The sequence below is a fragment of the Pseudomonas sp. 86_A genome (genome assembly GCF_017491705.1).
In the GTDB taxonomy this organism is placed as follows: Bacteria; Pseudomonadota; Gammaproteobacteria; order Pseudomonadales; family Pseudomonadaceae; genus Aquipseudomonas; species Aquipseudomonas koreensis.
Window position 1 is genome coordinate 48,312 of the sequence record NZ_JAFGYS010000007.1, and the last position, 13,844, is coordinate 62,155.

General features: G+C 62.4%; 13 protein-coding genes. 9 read left to right on the top strand and 4 right to left on the bottom strand.

What is annotated here, in order from left to right; all coding sequences use genetic code 11:
* Nucleotides 1-103: 103 nt before the first annotated feature.
* Nucleotides 104-658, top strand: a complete 555-nt coding sequence (locus tag J5M57_RS12060) for an RNA polymerase factor sigma-70 (protein ID WP_027613402.1) — start codon at nt 104-106, stop codon at nt 656-658.
* A 96-nt stretch (nt 659-754) separates the two neighbouring features.
* Here J5M57_RS12060 and J5M57_RS12065 read toward each other — a convergent pair whose 3' ends face one another.
* The 3 genes from J5M57_RS12065 to J5M57_RS12075 form a co-directional block, all read right to left on the bottom strand.
* Nucleotides 755-1,768: a GNAT family N-acetyltransferase gene (locus J5M57_RS12065; RefSeq protein ID WP_207848145.1), complete on the bottom strand. Its 1,014-nt coding sequence runs from the start codon at nt 1,766-1,768 to the stop codon at nt 755-757.
* Nucleotides 1,769-1,852: 84 nt separating this feature from the next.
* A complete protein-coding gene (locus tag J5M57_RS12070; RefSeq protein ID WP_207848144.1) occupies nt 1,853-2,650 on the bottom strand; it encodes a transporter substrate-binding domain-containing protein in 798 nt (265 codons plus the stop codon).
* A 92-nt stretch (nt 2,651-2,742) separates the two neighbouring features.
* Complete coding sequence (locus J5M57_RS12075; RefSeq protein WP_064588495.1) at nt 2,743-3,366, bottom strand: TetR/AcrR family transcriptional regulator; 624 nt, start codon at nt 3,364-3,366, stop codon at nt 2,743-2,745.
* Nucleotides 3,367-3,549: 183 nt separating this feature from the next.
* Between J5M57_RS12075 and J5M57_RS12080 the strand changes: the two genes are divergently transcribed.
* The 8 genes from J5M57_RS12080 to J5M57_RS12115 all read left to right on the top strand — a co-directional run bounded on the left by J5M57_RS12080 (nt 3,550) and on the right by J5M57_RS12115 (nt 12,917).
* Entirely contained in the window at nt 3,550-5,340 is a 1,791-nt protein-coding gene (locus J5M57_RS12080) for an acyclic terpene utilization AtuA family protein (protein WP_207848143.1), read from the top strand.
* A 12-nt stretch (nt 5,341-5,352) separates the two neighbouring features.
* Nucleotides 5,353-6,222, top strand: a complete 870-nt coding sequence (locus J5M57_RS12085) for an SDR family oxidoreductase (RefSeq protein ID WP_083368338.1) — start codon at nt 5,353-5,355, stop codon at nt 6,220-6,222.
* A gap of 3 nt (nt 6,223-6,225) precedes the next feature.
* Nucleotides 6,226-7,842: a geranyl-CoA carboxylase subunit beta gene (gene atuC / locus J5M57_RS12090; protein WP_083368337.1), complete on the top strand. Its 1,617-nt coding sequence runs from the start codon at nt 6,226-6,228 to the stop codon at nt 7,840-7,842.
* 30 nt (nt 7,843-7,872) lie between these two features.
* On the top strand, nt 7,873-9,030 hold the full coding sequence (gene atuD, locus J5M57_RS12095; protein ID WP_207848142.1) for an acyl-CoA dehydrogenase family protein: 1,158 nt from the start codon (nt 7,873-7,875) through the stop codon (nt 9,028-9,030).
* Nucleotides 9,027-9,824 (top strand): enoyl-CoA hydratase-related protein, encoded by a 798-nt coding sequence (locus tag J5M57_RS12100; protein ID WP_207848141.1) that lies wholly within the window; start codon nt 9,027-9,029, stop codon nt 9,822-9,824. The genes atuD and J5M57_RS12100 overlap by 4 nt, the downstream gene beginning before the upstream one ends.
* A 119-nt stretch (nt 9,825-9,943) precedes the next feature.
* Nucleotides 9,944-11,905 (top strand): acetyl/propionyl/methylcrotonyl-CoA carboxylase subunit alpha, encoded by a 1,962-nt coding sequence (locus J5M57_RS12105; RefSeq protein WP_207848140.1) that lies wholly within the window; start codon nt 9,944-9,946, stop codon nt 11,903-11,905.
* 70 nt (nt 11,906-11,975) lie between these two features.
* Nucleotides 11,976-12,518, top strand: coding sequence for an exonuclease domain-containing protein (locus J5M57_RS12110; RefSeq protein ID WP_064588502.1), 543 nt, complete (start codon nt 11,976-11,978; stop codon nt 12,516-12,518).
* A 114-nt stretch (nt 12,519-12,632) separates the two neighbouring features.
* Nucleotides 12,633-12,917: a pyrimidine/purine nucleoside phosphorylase gene (locus tag J5M57_RS12115; protein ID WP_003226701.1), complete on the top strand. Its 285-nt coding sequence runs from the start codon at nt 12,633-12,635 to the stop codon at nt 12,915-12,917.
* Between the two features lie 70 nt (nt 12,918-12,987).
* On the opposite strand, the gene J5M57_RS12120 is transcribed toward J5M57_RS12115, so the two are convergent.
* Complete coding sequence (locus J5M57_RS12120; protein WP_207848139.1) at nt 12,988-13,794, bottom strand: MOSC domain-containing protein; 807 nt, start codon at nt 13,792-13,794, stop codon at nt 12,988-12,990.
* Nucleotides 13,795-13,844 lie beyond the last annotated feature (50 nt).

A 13,844-nucleotide genomic window follows, 5' to 3' on the forward strand; every position in this document is an offset into this window, starting at 1 on the left:
CTCAATTGACAATCATTATCATTCAACATAATTTGTCGCTCGATGTGTAGGACGGCCCCTCCCCCAGCCGTCCCACTAACCTATTGGCAGCAAGGTGATTTCCATGACGGAACAAGTATCCACAAGCAGGTGCGATTCACCGCTACTTCAGGCCTTCGTCGACAATCGACTGATTCTGGTGAAAATTGCCGCGCGCATTACCGGCTGCCGTTCGCGCGCCGAAGACGTGGTGCAGGATGCGTTCTTCCGGTTGCAGTCGGCCCCACCGATCACCTCGTCGATCAAGGCGCAATTGAGTTACCTGTTCCAGATCGTGCGTAACCTCGCCATCGATCACTACCGCAAGCAGGCGCTGGAGCAGAAGTATTCGGGCCCCGAAGAGGAAGGGTTGAACGTGGTCATTCAGGGCGCTTCGCCGGAAACCTCACACATCAACTTCTCGACCCTGGAACACATCGCCGACGCGCTGACCGAACTGCCAAGCCGCACTCGCTATGCCTTCGAGATGTACCGCCTGCATGGCGTGCCGCAGAAGGACATCGCCAAAGAACTCGGCGTCTCGCCGACCCTGGTCAACTTCATGATTCGCGATGCGCTGGTGCACTGCCGCAAGGTATCGGGCAGTCGTGGGGATGCGGCTTCGATGGGTCGTCGTTAAGCCCGGTTCATCGCAAAAAAAGATCGCAGCCTTCGGCAGCTCCTACATGCAATGTTTGCCTCTGTAGGAGCTGCCGAAGACTGCGATCTTTTGCTTTTACGCCAACTTGCACCGATCAAAAAACCGCTCACGCCCCAGAATCATCAACGCCGCACGCTTGTGCGGGAAGTCGAACTCCTTCTCGCAGTGGAAGCACTGGTTGTGCATGTGACCGATCATCTTCGCGTTGTCGGCACGCGGTTCGGCGACCACGCGCTGGGTGCGCGGATCATCCAGAAACAGATAGTGCACCAGGGCCGACAACCAGCTCGCGACCTTGTGCGGACCACGGTGTCCCTCCTCCCCCACCAACATGTGAATGCCGCGGTCGTAATCGTCGGCGTCGTAGAACGGCGCGATGCGATCCTCCTTGGCCCAGTAGGCTTCGAAGTAGGCAAAGGGTTGATCATCGAAACAGCCGATCAGGGTCAAGGTGTGAGGATCGGCCTCAAGCTTGCTCAGGTATTCACGATGCTGCTCGAGACTGCCCTCTTCCTGCCAGAAACTGGCGACCCGAGGGTTGTTCTGCCAGCGATTGAAACGCGCCAGATCCTGCTCGATCTCCACCGTGCGCAGGGAAATCCACGCGCCGAGGCGCGCATCGAAACGCCGATAGACCTCGCCACGCGGCTTGACCGGGCGCAGCGGATGGCGCTTGCCATTGCTGATGACCATGTGTTGCGGGTAGCTGCCGCTCAGCGACGCACCGAGCCATGGCTGCGGCAGTTGCCAGAACAGCGTGCGTTCGCATCGATACTCGCCAGCGACCTCGGTGCTGACCAGCAGACCGCTGAGCAAGGCTTCGGTGGGTGGTTGATCCAGTTGCCAGATCAGTTGCTGACGCTCCGGCTCGCGGGCGAACAACCAATAGCACGCCGCCCACAACGCCAGGCCGGGCGGTAGCGTGAAACGCTCATCGAGCTGGATCGGGCCGTTGCCTTCACGGTCCAGCCGCAGGCGAATCAGCGGCTGTCCGTCCAGGCTCAGACTCAAACGGCTTTCGGTGGCATCGGCTAGCAGTTGGCTGCCCGAAGGCAAGGCCAGGACAGTCAGGTCATTCAGATTGGACATGGGTCGGGCTCACGATAATCGTCGACAGTTCAACGATGGGACGTGAGCCGAGCGCGGAAATTTAGCCGCGCGGAGGAAAATCGCTCAGGGGCGCGGCACCGGCACTACGGCAATCTTGTACGGATCGAAGATCTCCAGCATCTTCCCGTTGTCGCGCAAACCCTGCAGCAGCCTGGCGAAGGCCTCGCCGGTGATGGGCGCGGTCGGGCGCAGAATCGCGTAATGGTGGTAGATCTGGTCGATGCGCTGCGACACCAGTAACGCTTTGCGCACTTTTTCATTGCGCAGCAAGTAATCGGACAGGTAGGAGCGCGTCACCAGGGCGATATCAGCGCGCCCGCGCAGGACCATCAGCAGGTTGCTGTCGTGGGAGTAGGTCAGCGTGGCGTTGAAAGTATCCGTGAGGTATTTGGGGTCGGCGTTGAAGTTGGCGAACTCATAGTGATATCCGCTGTACAGCGCCAGGCGCTTGCCCTTGAGGTCAGCGAAATAGTTCTGCTGGCGACCTTCCTGGTTCTGCGCGACGAAAATTTCGGCATCTTCCAGGCCCATATCCACCGTGGTGTGTGGAATGTCCCTCCAGCCCCAGTCCGGGTTTTCGAAAATCGCCATGTCGGTGCGACCTTCCTTCAGGTCGCCGAAGCGCCGGGGAATCGAGGTCGGTACCAGGACAAACTGATAGTCCGTCTGTAACTTATTGAGCGCTTCGACCAATGCCGGCAACAGTCCGGTGTCGGCACCGCTTTCCGGGCGGATGGTGTAAGGCGGAAAGTGCGCGGCGCCCACTCGAACCAGTTGCGCCGCCTGTGCAGGCAACCCTGAAAATGCCGTCAGCGCGACGAGTACCAGACCCGTGGCCATCCGAATTGGCGAAGACTTCAAAACACCCCACTCCCCGAAAAAATACCGATCAATGCATTCAAGCTAGGCGGTTTCGCCCAGTTAGCCAGTTTCCCGGCCGGTTAGACAGTGGGTCAGCGCTCTTCGAGCACCAGAATCAGCGCTTCATCGGCCAACTGATCGAGGCTCAGGCTGCCGCCGGCACGGAACCAGGTGGTGGTCCAGGAAAGCGCGCCCGTGAGAAAACGTCGGGTTACAAACACATCACCCCGAATGAACCCGGCCGCCTTGGCTTCGCCCAGCACCTGCAGCCAGATATCTTCGTAGACATCGCGCAGGGCCAGGACTTTGGCCTGGCCCTCTTCGGACAACGAACGCCATTCGTAGACCAGCACCGCCATGGCTTCGCCGCTGCCGCCCATGATCGACTGCAACTCGCAGCGGATCAGCGCCAGCACCCGTTCGCGCACGTTGCTCGCGTCGGCCAGCGCGGCGCGCATCAACGCGGTGTTGTAGCGGATGGTCTCTTCCATCACCGCCCGGAGGATTTCATCCTTGCTTTTGAAGTGATGAAAAATGCTCCCGGACTGAATCCCCACCGCGCCGGCCAAGTCGCGCACGGTGGTGCGTTCATAACCCTTGTTGCGAAACAGGTGAGCGGCGACCTGCAGCAGTTTGCCGCGGGCGCTGTCAGGGTCGGTCAGTTGGCCCTGGTCGACCAGTTCGCGCATGACCCTCAGGGCTTTTTGCTCGTCCACCCGTTCTCTCCTACAGTAGATCAGTCTGTTGCCCCCTGAACACGCAGGGTTGCGCGCAATTTAAGCCGCGGGCCGCGACCAAGCAAGCGCTTGGGCAGAAGTTATTTCAGCTGTTTACAAACCAAGCGCTTGCTTGGTAGCCTCCAGACACTTCTGTCGCAGGTTCCTGAGTCGGAGACAACCATGCCAACCACCGTTCGCATCGGATGCGCCAGCGCATTCTGGGGTGACACCAGCACCGCTGCCGCTCAGCTTGTGACAGGCGGACGCCTGGATTATCTGGTGTTTGATTACCTGGCCGAGATCACCATGTCGATCATGGCCGGCGCCCGCATGAAGGACCCGCAGGCCGGGTTTGCCGCGGACTTCATCGAAGTGCTCGCGCCGCTGCTGCCGCAACTCGCCGAACAGCACATCCGCGTCATCAGCAACGCCGGCGGGGTCAATCCACAAGCTTGTGCCGCCGCCCTGCAAGCGGCCTGCGACAAGGCCGGTGTGGCGCTGAAAATCGCCGTGCTGCTGGGCGACGACCTGCAACCGCAATTCAAGCAACTCGCCGCGCAGGGCATCCATGAGATGTTCAACGGCACGCCGCTGCCGCCGATGTGCGTGTCAACCAATGCCTACCTGGGCGCGCCGGGCATCGTCGAGGCGTTGCGTCTGGGCGCCGACATCGTCATCACCGGGCGGGTGGTCGACAGCGCGGTGGTCAGTGCGGCGCTGGTGCATGAATTCGACTGGGCGTGGCACGACTACGACAAACTCGCCCAGGCCGCGCTGGCCGGGCACATCATCGAGTGCGGCGCGCAGTGCACCGGGGGCAATTTCACCGACTGGCGCGACGTGCCGGATTACGAACACATCGGTTTTCCGATCGTGGAAGTCAGCGCCGACGGCCAGTTCATCGTCAGCAAAGCCGAAGGCACTGGCGGCCTGGTGACCCCGCTGACCGTCGGCGAACAGATGCTCTACGAAATCGGCGACCCGCAGGCGTATCTGTTGCCGGACGTGGTCTGCGATTTCAGCCAGGTCAAACTTCAGCAACAAGGCAAGAACGCGGTGCATGTGCACGGTGCCAAAGGCCTGCCACCGAGCGACAAATACAAGGTCAGCGCCACCTGGCCGGACGGCTTTCGCTGCACCGCCAGTTGCCTGATCGCCGGCATCGATGCGGTGGACAAGGCGCGCCGCGTCAGTCAGGCAATCATCGACAAGACTGCCGAAATGTTCAGCCAGCGCGGCTGGCCGCCCTACAGTGAAGTCGACATCGAACTGCTCGGCAGCGAAGCCACCTACGGCCCTCACGGCCAGCGCCGCGACAGCCGCGAGGTGGTGATCAAACTCGCCGTGCGCCATCCACAGAAACAGGCGCTGGTGCTGTTCTCCCGGGAGATCGCCCAAGCCGCCACCGGCATGGCACCGGGGCTGACCGGCATCGTTGGCGGGCGCCCTACGGTGTACCCGCTGATCCGCCTGTTCTCGTTCCTGATCGATAAAACGGTCTGTTCCCTGCACGTCGACATGGCCGCTGAACAGCATCCCTGCACCCTGCCCGCGCAGGCGCCACTCGACAGCCACGACCTGCCAACCCCGGACCAGCCACCCAAACCCCAAGGCCGTGCCGACGCCAGTGTGCCGCTGGTGAAACTGGCGGTGGCGCGCTCCGGTGACAAGGGCAACCACAGCAATATCGGCGTGCTGCCGCGCCGGCCGGAATACCTGCCGTGGATCGCCGAAGCGCTGACCCCGGCAGTGATCGTCGACTGGATGCGCCATGTGCTCGACCCGATTCACGGTCGGGTTGAACGCTGGTATCTGCCCGGCACCCACAGCCTGAACTTCCTGCTGGAAAACGCCCTCGGCGGCGGCGGTGTCGCGAGTCTGCGCATCGACCCGCAGGGCAAGGCCTTCGCCCAGCAATTGCTGGAAATCCAGATCCCGGTGCCGCAGAGCATCGCCGAACAACTCGACTAGAGGTTGGGCTTCATGGCTTACGCATCGATTTTCAAAGCCGATCTGTTCAGCGGCCAGACCATCATCGTTACGGGTGGCGGCAGCGGTATCGGGCGCTGCACCGCGCATGAACTGGCGGCCCTCGGGGCCACGGTGCTGCTGGTCGGGCGCAAACCGGAAAAGCTGCAAAAGGTCGCCGCCGAAATCGCCGAAGACGGCGGCCGCGCCCACTGGCAAGCCTGCGATATCCGTGACGAAGACGCGGTGAAGCAGCTGGTTACCGGGTTGATCGCCGAACACGGGCCGATCCACGGCCTGGTCAATAATGCCGGCGGCCAGTACCCGTCGCCGTTGGCCTCGATCAATCAGAAAGGCTTTGAAACCGTGCTGCGCACCAATCTGGTCGGCGGCTTTCTGATGGCCCGGGAAGTGTTCAACCAGTCGATGAGCAAGCACGGCGGCAACATCGTCAACATGCTCGCCGACATGTGGGGCGGGATGCCCGGCATGGGCCACTCGGGCGCAGCACGTTCAGGCATGGACAATTTCACCAAGACTGCCGCGTTCGAATGGGGCTACGCCGGGGTGCGGGTCAATGCGGTGGCGCCGGGCTGGATCGCCTCCAGCGGCATGGACACCTACGAAGGCGCATTCAAAGCGGTGATCCCGACCTTGCGCGAACACGTGCCGCTCAAGCGCATCGGCACCGAATCGGAAGTCAGCGCGGCGATTGTTTTCCTGCTCAGTCCGGCGGCGGCGTTCATCAGTGGCAGCACCTTGAAAATCGATGGCGCCGCGAGCCTCGGCAGCCGCGCGTGGCCGCTGCACAAGGCGAGCCACAGCGAGTCGTTCAACGGTTTCCATCGGGCGTACTTGCCCGACGTGCTCAAGGACAAGGAGTAAGCCATGCCGCAGATCCAGTCCCAACTCGATCCGCACAGTGAAGCATTCGCCCGCAACCGCGCAGCGATGCTCACGGCCATCGAGCACGTCCAGCAACTGGAACAGAACCTGCTGAACAAGGCCGCCGAAGCCAAGGCCAAATTCGCCAAGCGCGGACAGCTTCTGCCCCGCGAACGCCTGAACCTGTTGCTCGACCCCGGCGCACCGTTCCTCGAACTGGCGAGCCTGGCCGGCTACAAACTGCACGACGACAAGGACGGCAGCGCCGCTGGCGGTGGTTTGATCGCCGGCATCGGCTACGTGTCCGGCGTGCGCGCACTGGTGGTGGCCAACAACAGTGCGATCAAGGGCGGCACGATCTCGCCAAGCGGACTGAAAAAATCCCTGCGTCTGCAACAGATCGCCCAGGAAAACAAACTGCCGGTGATCACCCTGGCCGAAAGCGGCGGCGCCAATCTCAACTACGCCGCCGAGATCTTTGTCGAAGGCGCGCGCAGCTTTGCCAATCAGGCACGGATGTCGGCCATGGGCCTGCCGCAGATCACCGTGGTGCACGGCTCGGCCACGGCCGGTGGCGCGTATCAGCCGGGGCTGTCGGATTACGTGGTGGTGGTGCGCGGCAAGGCCAAACTGTTTCTCGCCGGGCCGCCGCTGCTCAAAGCCGCGACCGGTGAAATCGCCACCGATGAAGAACTGGGCGGCGCCGAGATGCACGCGCAGGTCGCCGGCACCGCCGAATACCTGGCGGAAAACGATGCCGACGGCGTGCGCCTGGTGCGCGAGATCCTGCGCATGCTGCCGTGGAACGAGCAACTGCCGTGGCTGCCGGAGCCACAATATAAAGAGCCGCTCTACCCCATCGATGAACTGCTCGGACTGATTCCCGACGACCCAAAAAAGCCCTATGACGTGCGCGAAATCATCGCGCGCATTGCAGACGAATCCTGCTTTCTCGAATTCAAAGGTGAGTTCGATCAACAGACCGTGTGCGGCCAACTGAAAATCCAGGGCCGCGCCTGTGGATTGATCGGCAACAACGGCCCGATCACCCCGGCCGGCGCGAGCAAGGCCGCGCAGTTCATTCAGCTGTGCGACCAGAGTCAGACGCCGCTGCTGTTCTTCCACAACACCACCGGGTTCATGGTGGGCACCGAGTCCGAACAGCAAGGCGTGATCAAGCACGGCTCGAAACTGATCCAAGCGGTGGCCAATGCGCGGGTGCCTAAACTGACGATGGTCGTCGGCGGCTCCTACGGTGCCGGCAACTACGCGATGTGCGGGCGTGGCCTCGATCCGCGCTTCATCTTCGCCTGGCCCAACAGCCGCACCGCGGTGATGGGTGGCGCACAAGCCGGCAAAGTCTTGCGCATTGTCACCGAGGCCAAGCAGCTCAAGGACGGCCTGACACCGGACCCGAAAATGCTCGACATGCTCGAACAGGTCACCGCGCAGAAGCTCGACAGCCAGTCCACTGCGCTCTACGGCAGCGCCAACCTGTGGGACGACGGGCTGATCGACCCGCGCGACACCCGCACCCTGCTCGGCTACCTGCTGGATATCTGCCACGAGGCCGACATCCGCACGCTGCAACCCAACAGCTTCGGCGTCAGCCGCTTCTGACTGCCACGGATCCCAAGGAGAACAATAAAAATGATCTTCACCCCGGAACACGAAGCACTGCGCCGCACCGTTCGCCAGTTTGTCGAGCACGAGATCAATCCTCACGTCGATGGGTGGGAAAAGGCCGGGCGTTTTCCGATCCACGAGATATTCCGCAAGGCCGGCGACCTCGGTCTGCTGGGGATTTCCAAACCGGAAAAATTCGGTGGCATGGGCCTCGACTACAGCTACTCGATTGTCGCCGCCGAAGAGTTCGGCACCATCCATTGCGGCGGCATTCCGATGTCGATCGGCGTGCAGACCGACATGTGCACTCCGGCGCTGGCCCGCTTCGGCTCCGATGAGTTGCGTGAACAATTCCTCCGTCCGGCGATTAGCGGTGAGCAGGTCGGTTGCATCGGCGTCTCGGAAGTCGGCGCCGGCTCCGACGTCGCCGGGCTGAAGACGACCGCGCGCAAGGACGGCGACGACTACGTGATCAACGGCAGCAAGATGTGGATCACCAACTCGCCGAGCGCCGACTTCATCTGCCTGCTGGCCAACACCTCGGACGACAAGCCGCACATCAACAAGTCGCTGATCATGGTGCCGATGAACACCCCGGGCATCAGCCTCAGCTCGCACCTGGACAAGCTCGGCATGCGCAGCTCGGAAACCGCCCAGGTGTTCTTCGACAACGTGCGCGTGCCGCAGCGCAACCGCATCGGCCACGAAGGCGCCGGGTTCATGATGCAGATGCTGCAGTTCCAGGAGGAACGCCTGTTCGGCGCGGCGAACATGATCAAGGGCCTGGAATACTGCATCGACAGCACCATCGAGTACTGCAAGGAACGCAAGACCTTCGGCAACGCGCTGATCGACAATCAGGTGATCCACTTCCGCCTCGCCGAACTGCAGACCGAAATCGAATGCCTGCGGGCGCTGGTGTATCAGGCCACCGAGCAGTACATCAAAGGCCAGGACGTGACCCGGCTGGCGTCGATGGCCAAGCTCAAGGCCGGACGCCTCGGCCGTGAAGTCAGCGACAGCTGCCTGCAATATTGGGGCGGCATGGGCTTCATGTGGGACAACCCGGTGGCCCGCGCCTACCGCGATGTGCGGCTGGTGTCGATTGGCGGCGGCGCCGACGAAATCATGCTCGGGATCATCTGCAAACTGATGGGCATCCTGCCGGGGAAAAAGAAATGAGCCCCCTGCCCGACTGCCAGACCCTGCTGCTGGAGCAACATGGCGGCGTGTTGCACATCACCCTCAATCGCCCGGACAGCCGCAATGCGATGAGCCTGCAGATGGTCGCCGAACTGCGCGCGGTACTGGCGGCAGTGCGGAACGATCGCCGCGTGCGCGCCCTGGTGCTCAGTGGCGCCGGCGGGCATTTCTGTGCCGGTGGCGACATCAAGGACATGGCCAATGCCCGTGCGCAGGGGGCCGACGCCTACCGCGCGTTGAACCGTGCGTTCGGCGCCCTGCTGCAAGAAGCGCAACACGCTCCGCAAGTGCTGATCAGCGTATTGCAGGGCGCGGTGCTCGGCGGCGGGTTCGGACTGGCTTGCGTCAGTGACATCGCGATGGCCGATCACCAGGCGCAGTTCGGCCTGCCGGAAACCAGCCTCGGTCTGTTGCCGGCGCAAATCGCGCCGTTCGTGGTGCAGCGCATCGGCCTGACCGAAACCCGCCGACTGGCGCTGACCGCTGCACGCTTCGACGGCCATCAGGCGCGGCGTCTGGGCCTGGTGCATTTTGTCGAGCAAGACCCGCAAGCGCTGGCCGAGCGCCTCGACGAAGTGCTCGATCATGTCCTGTGCTGCGCGCCCGAAGCGAATGCCATGACCAAGAAACTGCTGCTCGCCAGTGCCGGGCAGCCGTCGAGTGAATTGCTGGATGAGGCGGCGCAATGGTTCAGCGACGCGGTGACTGGCGAAGAAGGGATCGAGGGCACCCTGGCTTTTGTGCAAAAGCGTAAACCGAAGTGGGCCCTTTGAAAGCGTCGCGAGCAGGCTCACGCCTACAAGGGAATTTGCGTCGTTCACAAAACCTGTAGGAGTGAGCCTGCTCGCGATGAGGCCAACACATTCACCGCCACAATTTCAGGAACAAGACCATGCCCACCCTCCACAAAATCCTGATCGCCAACCGCGGTGAAATCGCCTGCCGCATCCAGCGCACCGCCCAGGCCCTGGGCTATCGCACCGTCGCCGTGTTCAGCGACGCCGACGCCGAGGCCTTGCACGTGCAGATGGCCGACCAAGCGGTGAACATCGGCCCGGCACCGGTGCACCAGTCCTACCTGAACATCCCGGCGATCCTCGACGCCGCGCGCCGCAGCGGCGCCGACGCGATCCACCCCGGCTACGGTTTCCTCTCGGAAAATGCCGGGTTCGCCCGCGCCTGCGAAGAAGCTGGCCTGACCTTTATTGGCCCAAGTGCCGAGGCCATCGAGCTGATGGGCAGCAAGCGCCTGTCGAAAATCGCCATGCTCGACGCCGGCGTACCGTGCATCGCCGGCTATCAAGGCGCGGCGCAGGACGACGCCACCTTGCTGCGCGAAGCCGAACGCATCGGTTATCCGCTGATGATCAAGGCCAGCGCCGGCGGTGGTGGGCGCGGCATGCGTCTGGTGCACAACAGCGACGAACTGCCGGCGCAATTGCGCACGGCGCGCTCCGAGGCCTTGAACGGTTTCGGCAGTGACGAACTGATCCTCGAACAGGCCTTGATCGAACCACGGCACGTCGAGGTGCAACTGTTCGGCGATTGCCACGGCAACCTGGTTTACCTCGGCGAACGCGATTGCTCGGTGCAGCGGCGCCACCAGAAAGTCATCGAGGAGGCGCCCTGCCCGGTCATGACGCAGGCGTTGCGTCAGGCCATGGGCGAAGCGGCGCTCAAGGCTGGCCGCGCGGTGAATTACGTCGGCGCCGGCACGGTCGAGTTTCTGCTCGATGCCCGTGGGCAATTTTATTTTCTGGAAATGAATACCCGTCTGCAGGTGGAGCATCCGGTCACCGAGCTGATCACCGGGCTGGACCTGGTCGCCTGGCAACTGACCGTCGCCGAAGGGCAGCCGCTGCCCTTGACCCAGGATCAGGTCACCCTCAACGGCCACGCCATGGAAGTGCGTCTGTATGCCGAAGACCCGACGCAGAATTTCCTGCCGCAGACCGGGCTTATTCAAGCCTGGGAACCAGCCTTGAACCCGGGGGCGCGGATCGATCATGGCTTGCGTGAAGGTCAGTCGATCAGTCCGTTCTATGACCCGATGCTCGGCAAACTGATCGCCCACGGCGCCACCCGCGAAGAGGCGCGGCGCAAGTTGCTGCGTGCGGTGCAGGACAGCGTGCTGCTCGGCGTACAGAGCAATCAACGTTTGCTCGACAGCCTGCTGCAACATCCGCAGTTCATCAGCGGCGAATTCAGCACCGCATTCATCGCCCAACATTTCACCGATCACCCTTGCCTGCACGCCTACACCCCCGGTGCCGAGGAGTTGGCCATCGCTGCCGTGCTGTTTTATCAGTCAGGCGCGCAAGCGCATCGGGCATCGCTCAAGGGCTGGCGCAACAATGCCGGAGTACCGCTGAATTACCGCCTCGGCCTTGAAGAGCAGGACTGGGCGCTGCAACTGCTGGCGGGCAGCGACGGGCGCTTCACCGTCACTGTGATGGAGCGTTCGCTGATCCTGAAGGTTATCGATGGCGACACGCGCTCAGTGACCGTGGAGATCGATGGCCTGCGCCAGCGTCACGCCTACCGACTGGAGGGTGAAGCACTCTGGCTGTTCACCCATCCGGGCAACCTGCGGCTGGAGGATCGAACTCATGCGCGGGTCAGCAGTCAGAGCAGCGTCAGCTCCGGCACGCTGAAGGCGCCGATGGACGGTGCCATCGTCGACGTGCTGGTCAGCGAAGGCAGCCCGGTCAGCAAAGGTCAGTTGCTGGTGGTGCTGGAGGCAATGAAAATGGAGCACCCGCTCAAGGCCGGCATCGACGGCGTGCTCATGCGGGTGCAGGTCAAGGTCGGCGATCAGGTAAAGAATCGTCAGGTTCTGTTGCAGGTCGAGTGAGTCGCCAGGCGCAAACGCAAGGTTTGACTACGCTCTGATCTATCAGGACGCGTAAATCAGGAAACCTGCGATGCCCCATTGGCTGGTCATTGATCTGGAAGCCACCACCGATGAAGGTGGCTGGCCGGTTACGGAAATGGAAATCATCGAAATCGGCGCCACGCTGGTCGATCGTGCCGGTCGCGAGCAGGATCACTTTCAGCGCTTCGTCAAACCCACCCGGCGGCCGTTGTTGACGGCGTTCTGCCGTGAGCTCACGCACATCACTCAGGCCAATATCGACGCCGCGCAGCCACTGAACGAGGTCTGGCCGGCCTTCGAACGCTGGCTGGGCCAGCACCAGACGCGGCTCGAGGGCTGGGTCAGTTGGGGTGACTACGACCGCAAGCAATTGCTCCAGGAATGGCAGCGCCTGCAACTCGACAGCGTGTTGAGCCGGGTGCCGCACATGAACCTCAAACAGCGCTTTGCCAAGGCCCGGCGCCTGGATCGGCCGTTGGGGCTCAATGGTGCGCTGCAACTGGCGGGCATGCAGTTCAGCGGTCAACAGCACCGGGCGCTGGAAGACGCACGCAATACCGCACGGTTGTTGCCGCTGGTGTTGCCACTCTAGAGTCAGGGCGGGAACTTGCCAGACACGCGCCGGGCAGGTGACGGCGCCAGGAGCGTTGTGCATACTGGCCAGCCTTTTTTAACCCTTTTTTGCCCTTTTCGAGAGGAATCGCCCATGTTCAAAGTCAACGAGTACTTCGACGGCACCGTCAAGTCGATCGCTTTTGGCACTGCTGAAGGTCCGGCGACCATTGGCGTCATGGCCCCGGGCGAATACGAATTCGGCACCGCTCAGCGTGAAATCATGCACGTGGTCTCCGGCGCCCTGACCGTCAAACTGCCAGACAGCAGCGACTGGGAAACCTTCGCGGCCGGCAGCCAGTTCAACGTCCCGGCCAACAGCAAGTTCCAGCTGAAAGTCGCCGTCGACACCGCTTACCTGTGCGAATACCGCGGCTAAGCCCACGGTTTTTTCCGGCGCAAAAAAATGCCCGCGTCCCAGGACACGGGCATTTTCATTTCAGGGCCGGTTACTCGAGGATTTCCACCGGCATCCCGACTTCCAGCTGACCATTGCTGTCGTTGACCAGGTTCTGGCCGAACATCGCGCCATCGGCCTGGGCACGGAGTTTCTGCAGGGTCGCCAGCGGTTCACGATCGGCATTGCGTTCACCGGTTTGCGGATCAATCGTGGTCAGAATGCACCGCGCGCAGGGTTTCACCACACGGAACTCGACATCGCCGATGCGAATGCGCTTCCAGCCATCTTCGGCGAACGCTGCGCTGCCTTCGATCACCAGATTTGGCCGGAACCGCAGCATCTCCAGCGGCCGCCCGACATTTTGCGCCAGATCCTGCAACGACGCCTCCCCGATCAGCAACAACGGGAAGCCATCAGCGAATGCCACTTGATCGTCCTCGCGGCCATAACCGTCCTGAGTCAGGCGGGCGCGGTTCAGTGGCACCTGCACCAGCCGGGTGGGTTTGCCAATGAAATCACTGACCCAACGGGCCGCTTCGTCACCGGCATCCGGTACGCGCAAGGTATCGCGCCAGATGGTCACGCCGCGCAGGTCGGAATCCGCCTCGGGTAACGGCACATCAAGTGCCGCATGCCCGGGCGCGCTCAGGGTCAGACCGCCCTGCGCATTCCACAGTGCCGACAGCTGGACCATTTTCGCTTCGGCGCGCTGGGTCAGGAAGCGCCCGCTGGCCTCGTCCACCAGCATCCAGCGGCGGTCTCCTTCAAGGCCCAGTTTGTCCAGGCCAATCGATTGCAGAATTTCAGGCTTGCCGGATTTCAACGGGTAACGATAAAGCGCGCTCAGACGCAGCATGGCCAGCTTCCTGGTGGCTAAAAAAGCCACCCTATACGAGCTTTATCTGC

Coding starts and splice junctions, on each gene's coding strand:
- atuD (WP_207848142.1), top strand. CDS start 7,873: ATGATCTTCACCCCGGAACACGAAGCACTGCGCCGCACCGTTCGCCAG.
- atuC (WP_083368337.1), top strand. CDS start 6,226: ATGCCGCAGATCCAGTCCCAACTCGATCCGCACAGTGAAGCATTCGCC.
- J5M57_RS12080 (WP_207848143.1), top strand. CDS start 3,550: ATGCCAACCACCGTTCGCATCGGATGCGCCAGCGCATTCTGGGGTGAC.
- J5M57_RS12110 (WP_064588502.1), top strand. CDS start 11,976: ATGCCCCATTGGCTGGTCATTGATCTGGAAGCCACCACCGATGAAGGT.
- J5M57_RS12085 (WP_083368338.1), top strand. CDS start 5,353: ATGGCTTACGCATCGATTTTCAAAGCCGATCTGTTCAGCGGCCAGACC.
- J5M57_RS12065 (WP_207848145.1), bottom strand. CDS start 1,768: ATGTCCAATCTGAATGACCTGACTGTCCTGGCCTTGCCTTCGGGCAGC.
- J5M57_RS12120 (WP_207848139.1), bottom strand. CDS start 13,794: ATGCTGCGTCTGAGCGCGCTTTATCGTTACCCGTTGAAATCCGGCAAG.
- J5M57_RS12060 (WP_027613402.1), top strand. CDS start 104: ATGACGGAACAAGTATCCACAAGCAGGTGCGATTCACCGCTACTTCAG.
- J5M57_RS12105 (WP_207848140.1), top strand. CDS start 9,944: ATGCCCACCCTCCACAAAATCCTGATCGCCAACCGCGGTGAAATCGCC.
- J5M57_RS12115 (WP_003226701.1), top strand. CDS start 12,633: ATGTTCAAAGTCAACGAGTACTTCGACGGCACCGTCAAGTCGATCGCT.
- J5M57_RS12100 (WP_207848141.1), top strand. CDS start 9,027: ATGAGCCCCCTGCCCGACTGCCAGACCCTGCTGCTGGAGCAACATGGC.